The 17,598-nt window shown below is 65.2% G+C and carries 13 protein-coding genes; 10 read left to right on the forward strand and 3 right to left on the reverse strand.

Going from position 1 to position 17,598, the window contains the following annotated elements:
* The first annotated feature begins 100 nt into the window (after positions 1-100).
* The 9 genes from AYJ57_RS17290 to AYJ57_RS17330 all read left to right on the forward strand — a co-directional run bounded on the left by AYJ57_RS17290 (position 101) and on the right by AYJ57_RS17330 (position 11,522).
* Complete coding sequence (locus AYJ57_RS17290; RefSeq protein WP_066108856.1) at positions 101-985, forward strand: alpha/beta hydrolase; 885 nt, start codon at positions 101-103, stop codon at positions 983-985.
* Positions 986-1,225: 240 nt separating this feature from the next.
* Positions 1,226-2,638, forward strand: coding sequence for a xanthine dehydrogenase small subunit (xdhA, locus tag AYJ57_RS17295; protein ID WP_066108858.1), 1,413 nt, complete (start codon positions 1,226-1,228; stop codon positions 2,636-2,638).
* Complete coding sequence (locus AYJ57_RS17300) at positions 2,635-5,115, forward strand: xanthine dehydrogenase molybdopterin binding subunit (RefSeq protein ID WP_066108860.1); 2,481 nt, start codon at positions 2,635-2,637, stop codon at positions 5,113-5,115. The genes xdhA and AYJ57_RS17300 overlap by 4 nt, the downstream gene beginning before the upstream one ends.
* Complete coding sequence (xdhC, locus tag AYJ57_RS17305) at positions 5,105-6,055, forward strand: xanthine dehydrogenase accessory protein XdhC (protein WP_066108863.1); 951 nt, start codon at positions 5,105-5,107, stop codon at positions 6,053-6,055. The genes AYJ57_RS17300 and xdhC overlap by 11 nt, the downstream gene beginning before the upstream one ends.
* Positions 6,022-7,545: an ABC transporter ATP-binding protein gene (locus AYJ57_RS17310; RefSeq protein ID WP_066108865.1), complete on the forward strand. Its 1,524-nt coding sequence runs from the start codon at positions 6,022-6,024 to the stop codon at positions 7,543-7,545. The genes xdhC and AYJ57_RS17310 overlap by 34 nt, the downstream gene beginning before the upstream one ends.
* A gap of 159 nt (positions 7,546-7,704) precedes the next feature.
* Positions 7,705-8,790: an ABC transporter permease gene (locus tag AYJ57_RS17315; protein WP_066108868.1), complete on the forward strand. Its 1,086-nt coding sequence runs from the start codon at positions 7,705-7,707 to the stop codon at positions 8,788-8,790.
* Positions 8,790-9,698: an ABC transporter permease gene (locus tag AYJ57_RS17320; RefSeq protein ID WP_066108872.1), complete on the forward strand. Its 909-nt coding sequence runs from the start codon at positions 8,790-8,792 to the stop codon at positions 9,696-9,698. Before AYJ57_RS17315 ends, AYJ57_RS17320 begins: the two co-directional genes overlap by 1 nt.
* 72 nt (positions 9,699-9,770) lie before the next feature.
* Positions 9,771-10,844 carry a BMP family ABC transporter substrate-binding protein gene (locus tag AYJ57_RS17325; RefSeq protein WP_066108874.1) on the forward strand — a complete coding sequence of 358 codons (1,074 nt, stop codon included), beginning with the start codon at positions 9,771-9,773 and terminating at the stop codon, positions 10,842-10,844.
* 174 nt (positions 10,845-11,018) lie between these two features.
* Positions 11,019-11,522, forward strand: coding sequence for a YdcF family protein (locus AYJ57_RS17330; protein WP_066108878.1), 504 nt, complete (start codon positions 11,019-11,021; stop codon positions 11,520-11,522).
* A gap of 3 nt (positions 11,523-11,525) precedes the next feature.
* Here AYJ57_RS17330 and AYJ57_RS17335 read toward each other — a convergent pair whose 3' ends face one another.
* Positions 11,526-11,957, reverse strand: coding sequence for a DUF1489 family protein (locus AYJ57_RS17335; protein ID WP_066110429.1), 432 nt, complete (start codon positions 11,955-11,957; stop codon positions 11,526-11,528).
* Between the two features lie 222 nt (positions 11,958-12,179).
* On the opposite strand from AYJ57_RS17335, the gene AYJ57_RS17340 reads away from it, so the two are divergent.
* A complete protein-coding gene (locus AYJ57_RS17340) occupies positions 12,180-14,468 on the forward strand; it encodes an adenosylcobalamin-dependent ribonucleoside-diphosphate reductase (RefSeq protein WP_066108880.1) in 2,289 nt (762 codons plus the stop codon).
* A 171-nt stretch (positions 14,469-14,639) separates the two neighbouring features.
* On the opposite strand, the gene AYJ57_RS25555 is transcribed toward AYJ57_RS17340, so the two are convergent.
* Positions 14,640-16,406 (reverse strand): TniQ family protein, encoded by a 1,767-nt coding sequence (locus AYJ57_RS25555; protein WP_237220221.1) that lies wholly within the window; start codon positions 16,404-16,406, stop codon positions 14,640-14,642.
* Positions 16,407-16,968: 562 nt separating this feature from the next.
* Positions 16,969-17,571, reverse strand: a complete 603-nt coding sequence (locus AYJ57_RS17350; RefSeq protein ID WP_157374227.1) for a hypothetical protein — start codon at positions 17,569-17,571, stop codon at positions 16,969-16,971.
* Positions 17,572-17,598: the final 27 nt, after the last annotated feature.

The following is a 17,598-nucleotide window of genomic DNA, read 5'->3' on the forward strand; positions in this document are numbered from 1 at the left end:
CCCGCCTCATTTCGGGCGAAATGATTTGCGACACTGCCGCTGTTGGCGCAATCAATTTGACGCGATACCCAGTGAGTGACGAGTGACGGTGAAGAACGCGATGGCAGGTTACGAGGTGCAGGGCGCGCAGGCGCAGCCAGCGTCCGCCGTCGCGCCCGATGTGCCGGTGACTGGGCGCAGACGTCAGGCGCTAGCGCTGGCCGCGCGGCTGCTTCCGGGGCTGACCGGACGGTTCCTTGCTGGCCGTTACATGAGTTCCCCATCCTATCTCGATCCCGAAAAGACCCGCAGTGAGGCGCGGCTGCTGCCGCTCGGGAAAGACATGGCGGTGCTGCGCTACCCTGCGTCGGGTAAGGCTGCTGCGACACGGCGGGTGCTGATCGTGCCGGGCCATGACGGGCACGCGCGGCAGTTCGTCCGGCTGGTGGCCAGCCTGCGCCGCAGCGGGGCGCAAGTCGATCTGCTGGTGCTGCCCGGCCATCTGCGCGAAGGCCGCACGCGCTGCGGGTTGGTCGAGATTGTCCGGGCGATCCACCAATGTGGCGACAGCCACGGCCCCTATGACGCGGTTGCGGCGCATTGCGTTTCGGCCAGCGGGCTGCTCTTCGCCATGGCCGAAGGATTTTCCTGCCCACGGTTCGCGCTGATCTCGACGCCGGTGGACCTGATGAAGCTGATGCGGCTCGGGGCCTCGCAATATGGCATCTCGGGGCGCTGCCTCGCGGCCTTCGAGCGCCGGGTGAGCCAGCTTTGCGGACCCCACCGGCCCGACACCCCGTGGCGCTCTTTGGTGGACGCGCGGACCGAGCCTGCGCTGGTGCTGCATGCGCGGCATGATTTCGCCGCGCCATCCGCCGACGCCCGCGAACTCGCGCAGGCCCTGCCCAAAGCACAGCTGGACCTTCTCGAGCAGGGCGATCACAACTCGATCCTCGGCATGACCTCGGCGATCCGCACTCTCACAGAGTTTCTGATGCGCCCCTGATCAACGCATAGCCTTAAATTTATGCAAAGTGCCCGCGAATACGGCAAATCACCGTGATTTCTGGGGGAATTCAACGCAGCTTTGCGCGGCGTTGCCTGCGAAACGGGCAGTTTTTCCTTGCCAAGCGCGAAGCGCCGCGCCTAGCCTTACGTCCAAAGCGATAATAATCCGCGCGCTTTCTACGCCGCATCGAGAGCGCGCAGCGGGGATGTGATCATGGTAAGGCGGCAGGTCATCAACATGGACATCTCCTTTCTTCTGAACGGGGAAAAGGTCGTGCTGCGCGACGTCTGCCCGACGCGCACGGCGCTCGACTGGCTGCGCGAAGAACGCGGGCTGCGCGGCACCAAGGAAGGCTGCAACGAAGGCGACTGCGGCGCCTGCACGGTGATGGTCACCGACGCGCAGGGCTCGCGTGCGGTCAACGCCTGCATCCTCTTCCTGCCGCAGCTCGACGGCAAGGCGCTGCGCACGGTCGAGGGCATCGCGGGCCCCGATGGCACGCCGCACCCGGTGCAGCAGGCGATGGTCGATCACCACGGCTCGCAATGCGGCTTCTGCACGCCGGGTTTCGTGGTTTCCATGGCCACCGCCCATCTCAACGGCGATACCGGGCATGATGACGCGCTGGCGGGCAACCTCTGCCGCTGCACCGGCTACGCGCCGATCATCCGCGCCGCCGAGGCCGCCGAAAGCGCGCCCGTGCCGGATTGGATGGCCGACCGGGACTTCCTCTTGGCGCAAATATCCTCGGGGGGGCTCGGCACCGCCGAGCGGGGGGCAGACGGCCCCCCTCCGGCAGTGGCAGCCCCCGAGAGCGCGGACGAGCTGGCGCGCCTCTACGAACAGACCCCCGATGCCACACTGGTGGCGGGCGCCACCGACGTCGGCCTCTGGGTCACCAAGAAGCTGCGCGAGCTTGATCAGGTGATCTTCCTGCACCGCTGCGCCGATCTGCAGCAGATCGAGGTCAGCGACGATACGATCCGCATCGGCGCCGGGGTCACCATGGACCGCGTGCTGGTGCTGATGAAAGAGCATTTCCCCAGCTACGCCGAGATGCTGCGCCGTTATGGCTCGGCGCAGGTGCGGGCGGCGGCGACCATCGGCGGCAATATCGCCAATGGCTCGCCCATCGGGGACAACCCGCCGGTGCTCATCGCGCTGGGCGCCACGCTGCATCTGCGCAAGGGCGATGTCCGGCGCGAGGTGCCGCTCGAGGCGTTCTTCCTCGAGTACGGCAAGCAGGATCGCGCGCCCGGCGAGTTCGTCGAGGCCGTCAGCATTCCGCGGCAGGACGACCGGCTGCGCGTCTACAAACTGTCGAAACGCTTCGATCAGGACATCTCGGCGGCCTGCGGTGCCTTCGTGATCCGCACCGAAGCGGGCGTGATCACCGAGGCGCGCATCGCCTTTGGCGGCATGGCGGGGATCCCCAAGCGCGCCTCAAAGGTCGAGGCGGCGCTGATCGGCCAGCCGTGGAGCGACGATGCGGTGATCGCCGCGTGGGAAGCCTGGGCGCAGGACTACCAGCCAATGTCCGACATGCGCGCCAGCGCCGAATACCGGCTCAACGCCGCGCGCAACATGCTGACCCGCTACCTGCTGGCCGATCTCGGCGCGGCGACCGACGTGCGCGAGGTGACCGCATGAGCGTGACGAAACCTCTGCCGCATGACGCGGCGCCGCTGCATGTCTCGGGCAAGGCCCGCTATATCGACGACATCCCGCTGCCGGCGGACTGCCTGCATCTGGCGTTTGGTCTGTCGACCATCGCCGCCGGGACGATCACCTCCATCGACCTCTCTGCCGTCCGCGCCGCCCCCGGCGTGGTGAAGGTCTGGGAGGCGAAGGACCTGCCGTCGGACTGCGATTGCTCGGCCTCGCTGCACGACGAGCCGCTGTTGTCGGACGGCACCATCCATTATCTGGGGCAGCAGATCTTTCTTGTGGCCGCCACCAGCCATCTTGCGGCGCGCAAGGCGGCGCGGCTTGCCAAGATCACCTACGACCAACGCGAGCCGATCCTGACCATCGAGCAGGCGCTGGCGGCGGACAGCCGCTTCGAGCAGGGGCCGATCCTCTGGCAGAAGGGCGACACCGCCGAAGCGCTCGAGGCCGCGCCGATCACGCTGAGCGGCTCGCTCGAGATGGGCGGGCAAGAGCATTTCTATCTCGAAGGGCAGGCGGCGCTGGCGCTGCCGCAGGAAAACGGTGATCTGCTGGTCTCCAGCTCCACCCAGCATCCCACCGAGATTCAGCACAAGGTCGCCCATGCGCTGCACCTGCCGATGCACGCGGTGCGGGTCGAAACCCGGCGCATGGGCGGCGGCTTTGGCGGCAAGGAAAGTCAGGGCAACGCGCTGGCCATCGCCTGCGCCGTGGCGGCGCATGAAACCGGGCGTCCGGCCAAGCTGCGCTACGACCGCGACGACGACATGATGATCACCGGCAAGCGCCATGACTTCCGGATCGATTATACCGTCGGTTTCGACGAAGAGGGGCGTCTGCAGGCGGTGGATTTCACCCAGTACACCCGCTGCGGATGGGCGCAGGACCTGTCGCTTGCCGTGGCCGACCGCGCCATGCTGCACGCCGACAACGCCTATGACATCCCGGCCATGCGGGTCGAGAGCCACCGGCTCAAGACCAATATGCAAAGCGCCACTGCCTATCGCGGCTTCGGCGGCCCGCAGGGCATGTTCGGCATCGAGCGGGTGATGGACCATGTGGCGCATTACCTGAAGATGGACCCGCTCGATCTGCGCCGCCGCAACTACTACGCCGACCTCGTCCCCGTGGGGACGGCTGAGGAGGATGTCCCCGCCGGGACGGCGTCGGAAAGCGTCCCCGCGGGGACAGCAGAGCAATCTGTCCCCGCGGGGACAGAGCCGCTGGCACATGACGACAGCGATGATCTGGCCTCGCGCGGGGCGCTCGCCGGAGCCGATGCGGGCGAGGGCGCGCAGCACAAGACGCGGGCTCCCGAGGCCCCGCAGCAGACCCACTATGGCCAGCCGGTCGAGGATTTCATCCTCGGCGCGCTGACCGAGAAGCTGGAGCAGAGCAGCGATTACGCCGCCCGCCGCGCCGCCATTGCCGAGTGGAACAAGGCCAGCCCGCTGCTGAAAAAGGGCATCGCCATCTCGCCGGTGAAGTTTGGCATCTCCTTCACGCTCACCCATCTCAATCAGGCCGGGGCGCTGGTGCATGTCTATCAGGACGGCTCGATCCAGCTGAACCACGGCGGCACCGAGATGGGGCAGGGGCTGTTTCAGAAGGTCGCGCAGGTGGCCGCCGCACGCTTCGGCGTGCCGCTGGAGATGGTGAAGATCACCGCCACCGACACCGGCAAGGTGCCCAACACCTCGGCCACCGCGGCCTCTTCGGGCTCGGACCTCAACGGCATGGCGGTGAAGGCCGCCTGCGACACCATCCGCGACCGTATGGCCGCGCATCTGGCGGAACTGCATCAGGAGCGGCCGGAAAACGTGCGTTTCGAGGGTGGCATGGTGCATGTGGGCGGCACCGACCTCAGCTTCGAAGAGGCGGCGGTGCTGTGCTATCAGGGCCGCGTCTCGCTCTCGTCCACGGGCTATTACAAGACGCCCAAGGTCGATTGGGACCGTGTGCGCGGGCAGGGGCGGCCGTTCTTCTACTTCGCCTATGGCGCGGCGGTGACCGAGGTTGTCATGGACACGCTCACTGGCGAGTACCGTATCCTGCGCGCCGACATCCTGCACGACTGCGGCGCCTCGCTGAACCCGGCGCTGGACATCGGCCAGATCGAAGGCGGCTATGTGCAGGGCGCGGGCTGGCTCACCACCGAGGAATTGGTCTGGGACGGCAAGGGCGCGCTGCGCACCCATGCGCCCTCGACCTACAAGATCCCCGCCTGCTCGGACCGGCCCGATGTGTTCAACGTGGCGCTCTGGGATGGGCACAACGTGGAAGAGACCATCTATCGCTCCAAGGCGGTGGGCGAACCGCCCTTCATGCTGGGCATCTCGGCCTTCCTTGCGCTGTCGGATGCGGTCGCGGCCTGCGGCGAGGCCTATCCCGACCTGCGTGCCCCGGCGACGCCCGAAGCGGTGCTGGATGCGGTGCGGAGCGTGCAGAATGGGCTTTGACCTCGACGCCCTTCGCGCAGCGGTTGCGGCGCATGGCCGGGTCGCCCGCGTGGTGATCGCCGAAGTGGCGGGCTCGGCCCCGCGCGAGGTGGGCTGCGCCATGCTGGTCTGGAACGACGGCGGCACGCTGCGCCAGAGCGGCACCATTGGCGGCGGCGCGCTGGAGCTTATGGCGGCAGAGCAGGCGCTGCGCGCGCCGGGCGTCAGCCGCCACCCGCTCGGCCCGGGGCTGGGGCAATGCTGCGGCGGCGCGGTGACGCTCTGGACCGAGGTGTTCGACGCGGCGGCGCTGGCGGCGCTGGAGGGCGCCGAGATCATCGCGCGCGGCGAAGGCACGCGCCCGCTCGCCGTGCAGCGGCTGATCGACCGCGCCCGCGCGCAGGGCAAACCGCCCGAGCCGCAACTGGTGCAGGGCTGGATGGTCGAGCCGCTGGCCCGCCCGGCGCGGCAGCTGTGGATCTGGGGCGCAGGCCATGTGGGCCGCGCCATGGTGGGCGTGATGGCGCCGCTGCCCGAGCTGGCGATCACCTGGGTCGACACCGGCCCCGAGCGCTTTCCGGACGAGGTGCCTCAGGGCGTCACCGTGCTGCCCGCCGCCGATCCGGCGCTGACGGTGCCGCATGCGCCCAAGGAGGCCGATCATCTCATCCTCACCTACAGCCACGAGCTTGACCTCGCGCTCTGCCACGCGCTGCTCAGCCATGATTTCGGCTTCGCCGGGCTGATTGGCTCCGAGACGAAATGGGCGCGGTTTCGCAAGCGGCTGCAGGCGCTTGGACATGGCGATGCGCAAATCGCGCGCATAACTTGTCCAATTGGTCAAAAAATCTACGGACGACACCCGCAGGCGATTGCCATCGGCGTGGCCGGACAGCTATTGGGGCAAAAAAAGGGGGAGGGGACGGCGTGCAGGACACACTTCTCAGCATCCGGGGCCTGACCAAGGCCTATCCCGGTGTCGTGGCCAATGACGATGTCTCTTTCGACATCGACAAGGGCGAGATCCACGCGCTGCTCGGCGAGAACGGCGCGGGCAAATCGACGCTGGTGAAGATGATCTTCGGGCTGGTGAAGCCCGACAGCGGCGAGATGCTGATGGATGGCGCCGCCTATGCGCCGGGCAAACCCTCGGACGCGCGGCGCGCGGGCGTTGCCATGGTGTTCCAGCATTTCTCGCTCTTCGAAGCGCTGGACGTGGCCGAGAACGTGGCGCTCGGCATGGAGAACCCGCCGAAGCCCCGCGATCTGGCGCGGCAGATCCGCGAGGTGTCGGAAACCTACGGCCTGCCGCTCGATCCCACGCGCACCGTCGGCACGCTGTCGGCGGGCGAACGGCAGCGGGTCGAGATCATCCGCTGCCTGCTGCAGAACCCGCGTCTGCTGATCATGGACGAGCCGACCTCGGTGCTCACCCCGCAGGAGGTGGAGATCCTCTTCGAGACGCTGAACAAGCTGCGCTCGGAGGGCACCTCGATCCTTTATATCTCGCACAAGCTCGAGGAAATCCGCGCGCTTTGTGACACCGCCTCGATCCTGCGGCGCGGCCGCAACGTGGCCACCATCGTGCCGCGCGACGTCACCGCCCGGCAGATGGCCGAGTTGATGGTCGGCGCAAGCTTCGACACGCCCGCGGCGCGTGGCGGCGCGAAGGGCGAGGTGCTGCTCAGCACCAAGGGTCTGTCGCTGCCCGCCCCCGGCGCTTTCGGCACACCGCTGCGCGAGGTCTCGCTGGAGGTGCGCGCCGGCGAGGTGCTGGGCATCGGCGGGGTCGCGGGCAACGGTCAGGATGAGCTGCTGATGGCGCTCTCGGGTGAGCGGCTGGCGCCTGCGGGCACGATCTTTTTCAAGGGCGAGGATATCAGCCGCACCGGCCCCATCGGCCGCCGCGACGCGGGGCTGCTTTCGGGCCCAGAAGAACGCCTCGGCCATGCCGCCGCGCCCAATATGAGCCTGACCGAAAACGCCGTGCTCACCGCCGCGCGGCGCGAGTCGCTGGTGCAGCGCGGGCTCATCGACTGGAAACGCGCCAAAGTCTTTGCCGAAGAGGTGATCGAGCGCTTCGACGTGCGCACGCCGGGGCCGGGCACGGCCGCGCGGGCGCTCTCGGGCGGCAACCTGCAGAAATTCGTCGTTGGGCGCGAGATCGCCCAGAACCCCGAAGTCTTCGTGGTCAACCAGCCCACATGGGGCGTCGATGCCGCCGCCGCCGCGGCGATCCGGCAGGCGCTGCTTGACCTCGCCGCCAAGGGTGCGGCGATCATCGTGATCAGCCAGGACCTCGACGAGCTTATGGAAGTCTCAGACCGTTTCGCGGCGCTCAACGAGGGGCGGCTCTCGCCCTCCCGCGCGGTCGCCGAGCTCGATATCGAAAAGATCGGCCTGATGATGGGCGGCGCGCATGACATGGAGGTGGCCCATGCGGATGCCTGACCTCCGGCGCGGCGCGGCTTGGCTGCCTGCGGACATGCGTATTTGTGAAGAGAAGAAGCCCGTGGCTTTGATCTTCCGCGCAGCCCCATCCGCTTCTTCTCTTTCCAAATACGCATGGCGCGCCGCAGACATCTGCGCGGCGCCAGTGGGAGGCTTTGCATGATCCGCCTCGAAAAACGCCCGCAGCCGTCGCGGCTCTGGACCATCGTGACGCCGCTGCTGGCCGTGGTGCTGACCATGGTCGTTGGCGGCATCATGTTCGCGCTTCTGGGCAAGCCGCCGCTGGAGGCGATCCGCACGATCTTCTGGGATCCGCTGTTTCACCCGCAGTTCGCCGGGTATTCGCGGCCGCAGCTTCTAGTGAAGGCGGGGCCGTTGATCCTCATCGCCATCGGCCTGTCGATCGGCTTCCGGGCCGGTATCTGGAACATCGGCGCCGAGGGGCAATACATCATGGGCGCCGTCACCGGCGCCGCGGTGGGACTGGCCTTCTATCCCTCTGAAAGCGCGCTGCTGTTTCCGCTGATGGTGGTCGCGGGCGCGCTCGGCGGCTGGGCCTGGGGGATGATCCCGGCGATCCTCAAGACCAAGTTCGGCACCAACGAGATCCTCGTGTCGCTGATGCTGGTCTATGTGGCCGAGAATATCCTCGCCTCGGCCTCGGCGGGCTGGCTGCGCAGCCCCGAAGGCATGGGCTTTCCCGGCTCGCGCAATTTCAAGCAATGGCCCGCGGTGTTCAACGACGAGCTGATCGCCAACACCGGCCTGCATTGGGGTGTGTTGAGCGCGCTGATCGCGGTGATTGCCGCCTATGTGCTGATGGCGCGGCATATTCAGGGGTTCAACATCCGCCTCACCGGCGAGGCGCCGCGGGCGGCGCGCTTTTCGGGCGTCAGCCCGGCGCGTATCGTCTTTCTGTGTCTCGGCATCTCCGGCGCGCTGGCGGGCATGGCGGGGCTGTTCGAAGTGACCGGCCCGGCGGGGCAGATCACCATCGATTTCAACTCGGGCTACGGGTTCACCGCGATCATCGTCGCCTTCCTCGGGCGGCTGCATCCGGTGGGCATCCTGCTCGCGGGTCTGCTGATGGCGCTGACCTATATCGGCGGTGAACTGGCGCAGCTGATGCTCGGCCTGCCCGGCGCGTCGATCCAGCTGTTCCAGGGCATGCTGCTGTTCTTCCTGCTGGCCACCGATGTCTTCACCAATTACCGCATCCGCTTTGCCAAGAGGGAGCTGGCCTGATGGATCCCGTACTTCTTGTGGCCTCGATCATGGTCTCGGCGACGCCCATCCTGCTGGCGGCGATCGGCGAGATGGTGGTCGAGAAGGCCGGTGTTCTGAACCTCGGGGTCGAGGGCATGATGATCACCGGCGCGGTGATCGGCTTTGCCGTGGCGGTGAGCACCGGCTCGCCGGTGCTGGGCTTTGCCGGCGCGGCTTTGGGCGCGGCGGTGCTGTCGCTGAGTTTCGGGTTTCTGACCCAATATCTTCTGTCCAATCAGGTGGCGACGGGCCTTGGGCTGACGCTGGTGGGGCTGGGGCTGTCGGCCCTCGTTGGCGCCTCCTTCGAAGGGGTGCGCGCGCCGGGGCCGGGCAAACTGTGGATCCCCGGACTGGCCGAGATCCCGGTGCTGGGGCCGATGCTGTTCCGCCATGACTTCATGGTCTACGTGAGCCTGCTGCTGGTGGCGGGCGTCTGGGCGTTCCTGAAATACACCCGCGCCGGGCTGATCCTGCGCGCGGTGGGCGAGGATCACGAAAGCGCCCATGCGCTTGGCTACAAGGTGGTGCGGGTGCGCATGGCGGCGATCTTCTTCGGCGGTGCCTGTGCCGGGCTCGGCGGCGCCTATGTCAGTCTCGTGCGCGTGCCGCAGTGGACCGAAGGCATGACCGCGGGCGCGGGCTGGATCGCGCTGGCAATCGTCGTCTTTGCCAGCTGGCGCCCGCTCGGGGTGCTGATCGGCGCCTATCTCTTTGGCGGGGTCACCGTGCTGCAGCTGAACCTTCAGGCGGCGGGCACCAATGTGCCGGTCGAGCTGCTGTCGATGTCGCCCTATCTGATCACCATCATCGTGCTGGTCGTCATCTCGGCCCGCGGGGTGCATGGCGCGCCCGGATCGCTGGGGCGCTCTTTCCACGCCTCCGCGTGAGCGGGGCACAGGCCTGATCCGGGCAAACCGGACGGTATTGAATACAGTTTGAACTCAGGGAGACTGAACAGAATGAAACGCAGAACGCTTCTTGCCTCGGCCGCCGTTGGCCTTGCTCTTGCAGCCGCCCCGGCCTTTGCGCAGGACGTGCCGAAGATCGGCTTTGTCTACGTCGGTCCGGTGAACGACGGCGGCTGGTCGCAGCACCACCATGAATCCGCGATGAAGATGAAAGAGCACTTCGGCGATCAGATCGAACTGATCGAGCAGGAGAGCGTGCCCGAGGGGGCCGACGCCGAGCGCGTGCTGACCCAGATGGCGCTGTCGGGCGCGGACCTGATCTTCACCACCTCGTTCGGCTACATGGACCCGACGATCAACGTCGCGGCGAAATTCCCGGACGTGAAGTTCGAGCATGCCACCGGCTATAAGACCGCTGACAACGTCTCGGCCTATTCGGCGCGCTTCTATGAGGGCCGTGCGGTCACCGGCTATCTTGCTGGCGCGATGACCAAGTCGAACAAGATCGGCTACATCGGCTCCTTCCCGATCCCCGAAGTGATCCGCGGCATCAACTCGTCGTTCCTGCACGCCAAGAAGGCCAACCCGGACGTCGAGATGTCGGTGGTCTGGCTGTCGACCTGGTTCGACCCGGCGAAAGAGGCGGATGCGACGCAGGCGCTGCTCGATCAGGGCGTCGACGTGGTGCTGGCGCACACCGACAGCACCGCGCCGCTGTCGGTGCTGGAGAAGGCTGGCGGCTACGGCTTCGGTCAGGCGGCGGACATGTATGATTACGCCCCCGAGCCGCGGCTGTCGTCGATCATCGACGATTGGGCGCCCTACTACATCGACCGCGTGCAGGCGATCGTCGATGGCACATGGGAGAGCCACAACGTCTGGCAGGGCATTGGTGACGGCATGGTCGGCATCGGCGAGATCACCGGCCCGGTGCCGGAGGACGTGAAAGCCACCGCCGAGAAGATGAAGGCCGATATCGCGGCGGGCGACTACCACCCGTTCACCGGCCCGATCAACAAGCAGGACGGCTCGGCCTGGCTGGCCGAAGGCGAAGTGGCCGACGACGGTGTGCTCGCGGGCATGGATTTCTACGTCGAAGGTCTGACCGGCGAGATCCCGAACTGATCGCCGCCGCGACGTGAGCAGTGCGCCGCCGGGAGCTTCTCCTGGCGGCGTTTTCTTTGGGCGCCTGCGGGATGGATGCTTCATTGTTCCTCAAATACGCCCCGACGTTTACCCGGCGCGGCGCTGTCGGCTGCCTCCGGCGGGCGTATTTGGAAAGAGAAGAAGGGACCTGAGATGGCGGCGCAGCAAGGCGCACCGCGCGTGGCGCTGGTGCTGGGGGCAGCGGTCTGGGCCGGGGGCCGGCCTTCGCCGACGCTGGAGCGGCGGGCGCTGCATGCCGCGCGGCTCTGGCGGGCAGGGGAGGTTTCGCTGGTGCTCGCCTCGGGCGGGCTCGGGCGGCATGGCCCCTCGGAGGCCGAGGTGATCGCAAGGCTCTGCCGGGAAGCGGGGGTGCCGGATGCGGCGATCTGCCTTGAGGCGCGGTCAACCAGCACCGAGGAGAACCTGCGTTTCTCGATGCCGCTGCTGCGGCAGATGGGGGCAGGGGAGGTGGTGCTTGTCACCGATGGGTTTCACGCGCCGCGCGCGCGGCTGGCGGCGCGGCGGCTGGGTCTGGCGCGGCAGGTTGGAGGGCTGCGCAGCGCCTCGCCAAAGGTGGCGCTGTCGGGGCGGCGGATCCGCGCCGGTCTGCGCGAAGTGCCCGCTTATCTGTGGTACGCGCTGACGCTGCGGGCGTGAGCCTCAGAGAATCCCGATCTCGGCCAACGCGCCAGCCAGTTCCGGCGGCAGCTCGTCGTCATCGGGGCGCGACTCGGTCAGATCGGGCGGCGCATCCTCGGGCGAGAGGTAGCGCCAGCCCTGAAATGGCCGGCGCGGCGCCGCGGCGACGCGGTGGATCTGCGGGTCGAGCACCAGCGCGCAATGCCGGGTGCCGTCGCTGCCGGTCACCTCGTCGAGCCGCAGAACGCGCTGGCGGCATTGGATCATCCGCTTGAAAACCCAGTAGATCGAGCCACCGTTCAGCAGCTCGGCCTCGCGCTTGGGCCACATGCGGGTGACATGGCAGGGCAGGCCGTCGGCGGTCTGCGCCGCGCGGCCCGATTGCCAGGCCGCCAGCGTCTTGACGCTTTCGGTGCCGACGCTGAGCTTGATGAGATGGATATGCTGAGCCACGCAGTGCCCCACGGAGTCGTGAAAAAGATGGATATATATTGTAGCCTTTGCGAGAGGAGCTTCAAGCAGTGGTAGGACTGCCGTGAAAAAACGTGTATCCTTACGTATCATGCGTTCTTGCATCGGCTGGGCGCTGGCGATAGTCCCTCCGGCCTGCCACCTGCTGCGCGACTCTGCCGCCGCGCCTCACCATCCGACGAGCCAACAAGGAAGTCTGCTGCCATGACTCGCTTTGCCGCCCCCATCGCCGAACAGATCTGGGACATGAAATACCGCTTCAAGGAAGCGGACGGGACCCCGATCGACCAAAGCGTCGAGGACAGCTGGCGCCGCATCGCGCGCGCGCTCGCCTCGGTCGAGACGGATGCGGACGCATGGGAAGCGAAATTCTACGGCGCGCTCGAGGACTTCCAGTATCTGCCCGCCGGCCGGATCACCGCTGGCGCCGGCACCGCGCGCTCGGTGACGCTGTTCAACTGCTTCGTCATGGGCACGATCCCCGACAGCATGTCGGGCATTTTCGACATGCTGAAAGAGGCCGCGCTGACCATGCAGCAGGGCGGTGGCATCGGCTATGATTTCTCGACCATCCGCCCCAAGGGCGCGCATGTGGCGGGCGTGGCCGCCGACGCCTCGGGGCCGCTGTCGTTCATGGATGTCTGGGACGCCATGTGCCGCACGATTATGTCGGCGGGCTCGCGCCGGGGCGCGATGATGGCCACCATGCGCTGCGACCATCCGGATGTGGAGCAGTTCATCTCGGCAAAGGCCGACAGCGCGCGGCTGCGCATGTTCAACCTGTCGGTGCTGGTCACAGACCCCTTCATGGAAGCGGTGAAGGCGGACGGCTCGTGGGACCTGCAGTTCGATGGCAAGGTCTACCACACGGTCAAGGCGCGCGACCTGTGGAACAAGATCATGAAGGCCACCTATGATTACGCCGAGCCGGGCGTGATCTTCATCGACCGGATCAACAAGGCCAACAACCTCAGCTACATCGAGCAGATCGCCGCGACCAACCCCTGCGGCGAGCAGCCGCTGCCGCCCTATGGCGCCTGCCTGCTGGGCTCGATCAACCTCGCGCGGCTGGTGGACACGCCGTTCGAGACCGGCGCGGAGATCCCCGAGGCAAAGCTCGACGAGCTGGTGGCCCTCGCGGTGCGCATGATGGACAACGTCGTGGATGCCTCGAACTTCCCGCTGCCGCAGCAGGCCGAGGAAGCGCAGAACAAGCGCCGCATCGGCCTTGGCGTCACCGGCCTTGCCGACGCGCTGCTGATGATGGGCCTGCGCTACGGCTCGGAAGAGGCGGCGGCGCAGACCGAAAGCTGGCTCAAGCGCATCGCGCGGGCGTCCTATCTGGCCTCGGTCGAGCTGGCCAAGGAGAAGGGCGCTTTCCCGCTCTTCGATGCCGAGAAGTTCCTCGCTTCGGGCAATATGGAGCAGATGGACGATGACGTGCGCGAGGCGATCCGCACCCATGGCATCCGCAACGCGCTGCTGACCTCGATCGCGCCCACCGGCACCATCTCGCTCTACGCCGGCAACGTGTCGTCGGGGATCGAGCCGGTGTTCGCCTATGCCTACACCCGCAAGGTGCTGCAGAAGGACGGCACCCGGACCGAGGAAGAAGTGGTCGATTACGCGGTGCAGATGTGGCGCGACAAGTTTGGCGACGCTGAACTGCCCGACTATTTCGTCAACGCCCAGACCCTGGCCCCGCTCGAGCATGTGCGCATGCAGGCGGCGGCGCAGAAATGGATCGACAGCTCGATCTCCAAGACGATCAACTGCCCCGAGGATATCTCCTTCGAAGGCTTCAAGGACGTCTATATGGAGGCCTATGAGACCGGCTGTAAGGGCTGCACCACCTACCGTCCGAACGACGTGACCGGCTCGGTGCTGTCGGTGTCAGAAAGCGCCGACAAGACCCCCGCCGAGAGCCCCTCGGTGGCCACGGAAACCGATGAGGCCGGGGCCGAGGTGGTCTATATGTCCGAGCCGCTGGACCGTCCGCAGTCGCTCGAAGGGCACACCTACAAGCTCAAATGGCCCGACAGCGAGCATGCCATTTACCTCACGATCAACGACATCATCGTCGGCGGCCACCGCCGCCCGTTCGAGGTCTTCATCAACTCCAAGAACATGGAGCACTATGCCTGGACCGTGGCGCTGACGCGGATGATCTCGGCGGTGTTCCGGCGCGGCGGCGATGTCTCCTTCGTGGTCGAGGAGCTGAAAGCGGTGTTCGATCCGCGCGGCGGCGCCTGGGTTCAGGGCAAATACATCCCCTCGATCCTTGCGGCGATTGGCGGGGTGATCGAGAAGCACCTGATCGCCACGGGCTTCCTCGAAGGCGAGGGCAAGGGCCTGAAGGCGGATCCCACGGCCAAGGTCGTCGGCCTCGACGCGCCCCGCGGCAAAGCCTGCCCCTCCTGCGGCCAGTTCTCGATGATGATGGTCGAAGGCTGCATGACCTGCTCCAGCTGCGGGCATTCCAAGTGCGGGTGAGATCGGCGGTTTCGCTTATTGTTTATCGTCCGACATCGGGATTACGTCTTTGCGACAAAAACCGGGTTTTTAAACCGGAGCGAGGTTCAAGGCAGTCTTCTGGCTGGAGGGTGAAGAAAGGGCGGTGCCGTGAGGCACCGCCCTTTTCTTTCGAGAAGCTGGCCCGCTTGGTCAGTCCGCAAGCGCCGCTTCAACGTCCTTCTTGAGGTAAACGTGACCGTAGTCAAAACCATCCGGGCTAAAAGGGGTGACACCTGCCGCACGCAGCCTGTGGGACAATGACTGCCAGGTGGTCCCTTTCGCCCGGGAGAGGATCCTAAGGGTGGTGAAGCGGAGGTAGAAGGCAGCAGCGTCCTCAGTGCCAATGAACCGCTGCATCGCGCCGGTCCGGGGATTACGCATCTCAGTTGTGGGCACGTGCCCTTGACGCACCAGTCTGTTCAGGTAGACCGGGTTGCCCAGTCCGACCGTCTTAGTGAACATTTCCAGCGACATGGCCGACGGTGTCTCTTGGGCAAGGGCCTGAGCAACTTCATCGTGGTAGACGTGGATCGACGCGTATCCATCAAACTGCGCGTTGCGCGCTACCCGCTGAATTCTGCCGTCCCAAATTGCGCGGATGATATCGGCCGGACGTAGCTTCAGGCGCTGCGCCGACTTTGCGATGCTTTCCCAACCATGCTGGGCCTGCTGAATGGTTTCGGCCCCGATCAACAGGCGGTCCATGAAGGCCCTTCCTTCACGCGGATCCCAGACGTGCTTGGTATCTGCGTCCACCAGAGAGGGCTGCAAAATGCCGTCTTCAACCAAAAGGTTGAACTGGGAACGCCCGATATCAAAGGCATCGAAAAATTCTTTCGCGGACGTCAAGTTGATCAGAGATGCAAGCATCGGCCTCGCGGCTTCGGCCTCGAAGACAGCCCATGCGTCCGGCAAACTGGCATCGATCATGGAAGATGCCTCGAGCAACTTGCGCAGACGGCGGGAATCGATCCCGGTCTCCTCGGCTGCAGTTCGCACCGAATGCAGCTTCCGCACCGTCACAGCTGTTCCAAGTAATTCGTCTCCAGGCCCTAAAGGCCAGCTTTCTCGAAGGTGCTGCGCGAAGACTTCTCGATATGGCGCGAAATCTGGATCATCAACGTAATCGTATGCCAGGCCATCGTAGAGCGAGGGGAACACGGCCTTCGGGCCACGGCGCGGTTCGGCGCAGTGGTTCAATTTCTGTAGCTCCCTGCGAATTGCCTGCGCGCCGTGTCGCGCAACATCGAAGCCGGATTGATAGCAGGCCCACACCGAGCCAGGTGCGATTTGCGAAGCGTTGATGCCTTGAAGTCGCAGGAGCGCGGTACCTAGAAGCCGGCAGAAAACGGATGCCGCATGCAGGGGGTGGTCATCCAGCCACGTTTTTTCGTGAGGGCCGCCGGTCAGTCTTTGATCGAACCAGATCTCGAAGTCAGTCGCTTCGCGTTCATCACCGCCGAGACTCTCGTCCATTACGCGATCGGCAATCAGGCGAAACTGTGTTGATGTGTCGTAGCGCTGTGTCTGTTCAGAGACCTTCCACAAGACGACCAATTCGCGTTCGTGACGCAGGCAAAGGCTGACATGGTGGATCAGCCAGTGGGACCGGAATGTCATCGCTCGATGCGACGGTAGGGTTGAGCCTTCAATGTCTTCGCGAAGGCAGCAAGGGCAACCCCGCACTTCGGACGTCAGTAACGGACGCACAGGGAAGAGATGGTCCCGAATGCTGCGCTTGGCCGATCCAACAATCTTGGGTGTCCACTCGCGGAAAACTCCGCCCGGCTGCCCACAAAGGTGGCCGAGAGCCTCCAGACTCGACTGCTCACCCTTAAGCACGGCGGTAAAGGGAATCTCGACATCGCGGCCGAAATCAGCTGCGGAGACGCCCCCTACCGCTGCTAGTCGAGACATCGCGGCAAAAGCAGGCTCCCGGTCGCGGAGCGTGGTGTGAAGTGGAGATCGGAACTGCGGAGTTGTCATGCAGGTCAGGTATGAGCCGGGACTTCATCTGTCAAAGGTTCAGGATGTACCCCATGCCAAGAAGAGCCGAGGAGGATTCACTGGCGGCCTCTGAGCCGGGCGGAAAAGGATGCTTGAGCGCCCAAATAGCTCCACGCTTCATCGAGTTGTCCGGCCGCTGGGCGGGAAACACGAGCTCGCGACAACCGCGAAACCACCCGACGGCTTTTGCGACAGCGGACATTCACAGCGGAGCCAGCCAAATCGACCTTACTGTGCCAGGCTTTCAGGGCAGCTTGCGGCCCTATGCCGACCTTCACGCCAGGCGCGGCGTAAAGCTATCCCTGCCCTTAGCTGCCGTTCGTGCCTAGGTCTGCGGATGTCCAGAGGCGACCTTCGTACAGATCGCCGCGTCCAGCAAAGTAAGCACTTCGCTGCCTTGAGCATCTCGGGATGCAAGGGTAGACGTTTCGCCTGGTCGACCTGCCCCTGCTCTGCGCCCCGAGCAAACAAGTTAGGAGCGCGTCTCCTCGTACGAGGACATGATATTTTGGTAAGTTTCCCAAGCTTCCTCATCGTCGCCAAGTACAACTTGCTCCAACACTCCCAACAACATGAGTGAACCGGGTATTACATGATCCTCGTCGAATTCTCGGCCCATTAGGTGTGGATCGGTTGCCAGCTCGACGTTTATAATCCACCACCTGTCAATTTTGGCGATAAGTGCCACTAACTTAGGAAAATACTCCTCAAAATCGTGTTTCAGCGTGCCACTGAGAACATTGCGGAGTTCATGGGCAAGGCGGTTCCGCTCTTCCGTCAATTCCCGAATTGTAGTCTCATCCTGTTCGTCAATAGCGCTACTTTGGCGAAGCCAAGCGATGCTCGCACGCAGCGGATCATTCTTTCCTTTAGGGTCTAGGGATAAGACTTTCTCACGGTAGGCCTGGCTCGGCTTCCAGCCATCCACAGCAGTCCATGTGTTTGAGTAGAAGTCGTGGGTCCGGTCTTTGATAGCGCTTAACAGCATTTCATGCGCTACAAGGAACAAGCCGGTGTGCAAAAAACGGGTACGAAGTACACTTGGATTCAGAAAATCTGCCCACTCGTTTGCCATTCGAAGAATGCTAGCTTGGCTTCGCGA

Source organism: Salipiger sp. CCB-MM3 (assembly GCF_001687105.1).
Lineage (GTDB): Bacteria > Pseudomonadota > Alphaproteobacteria > Rhodobacterales > Rhodobacteraceae > Salipiger.

Coding starts and splice junctions, on each gene's coding strand:
- AYJ57_RS17290 (WP_066108856.1), top strand. CDS start 101: ATGGCAGGTTACGAGGTGCAGGGCGCGCAGGCGCAGCCAGCGTCCGCC.
- xdhA (WP_066108858.1), top strand. CDS start 1,226: ATGGACATCTCCTTTCTTCTGAACGGGGAAAAGGTCGTGCTGCGCGAC.
- AYJ57_RS17300 (WP_066108860.1), top strand. CDS start 2,635: ATGAGCGTGACGAAACCTCTGCCGCATGACGCGGCGCCGCTGCATGTC.
- xdhC (WP_066108863.1), top strand. CDS start 5,105: ATGGGCTTTGACCTCGACGCCCTTCGCGCAGCGGTTGCGGCGCATGGC.
- AYJ57_RS17315 (WP_066108868.1), top strand. CDS start 7,705: ATGATCCGCCTCGAAAAACGCCCGCAGCCGTCGCGGCTCTGGACCATC.
- AYJ57_RS17320 (WP_066108872.1), top strand. CDS start 8,790: ATGGATCCCGTACTTCTTGTGGCCTCGATCATGGTCTCGGCGACGCCC.
- AYJ57_RS17325 (WP_066108874.1), top strand. CDS start 9,771: ATGAAACGCAGAACGCTTCTTGCCTCGGCCGCCGTTGGCCTTGCTCTT.
- AYJ57_RS17330 (WP_066108878.1), top strand. CDS start 11,019: ATGGCGGCGCAGCAAGGCGCACCGCGCGTGGCGCTGGTGCTGGGGGCA.
- AYJ57_RS17340 (WP_066108880.1), top strand. CDS start 12,180: ATGACTCGCTTTGCCGCCCCCATCGCCGAACAGATCTGGGACATGAAA.
- AYJ57_RS25555 (WP_237220221.1), bottom strand. CDS start 16,406: ATGTCTCGACTAGCAGCGGTAGGGGGCGTCTCCGCAGCTGATTTCGGC.
- AYJ57_RS17350 (WP_157374227.1), bottom strand. CDS start 17,571: ATGGCAAACGAGTGGGCAGATTTTCTGAATCCAAGTGTACTTCGTACC.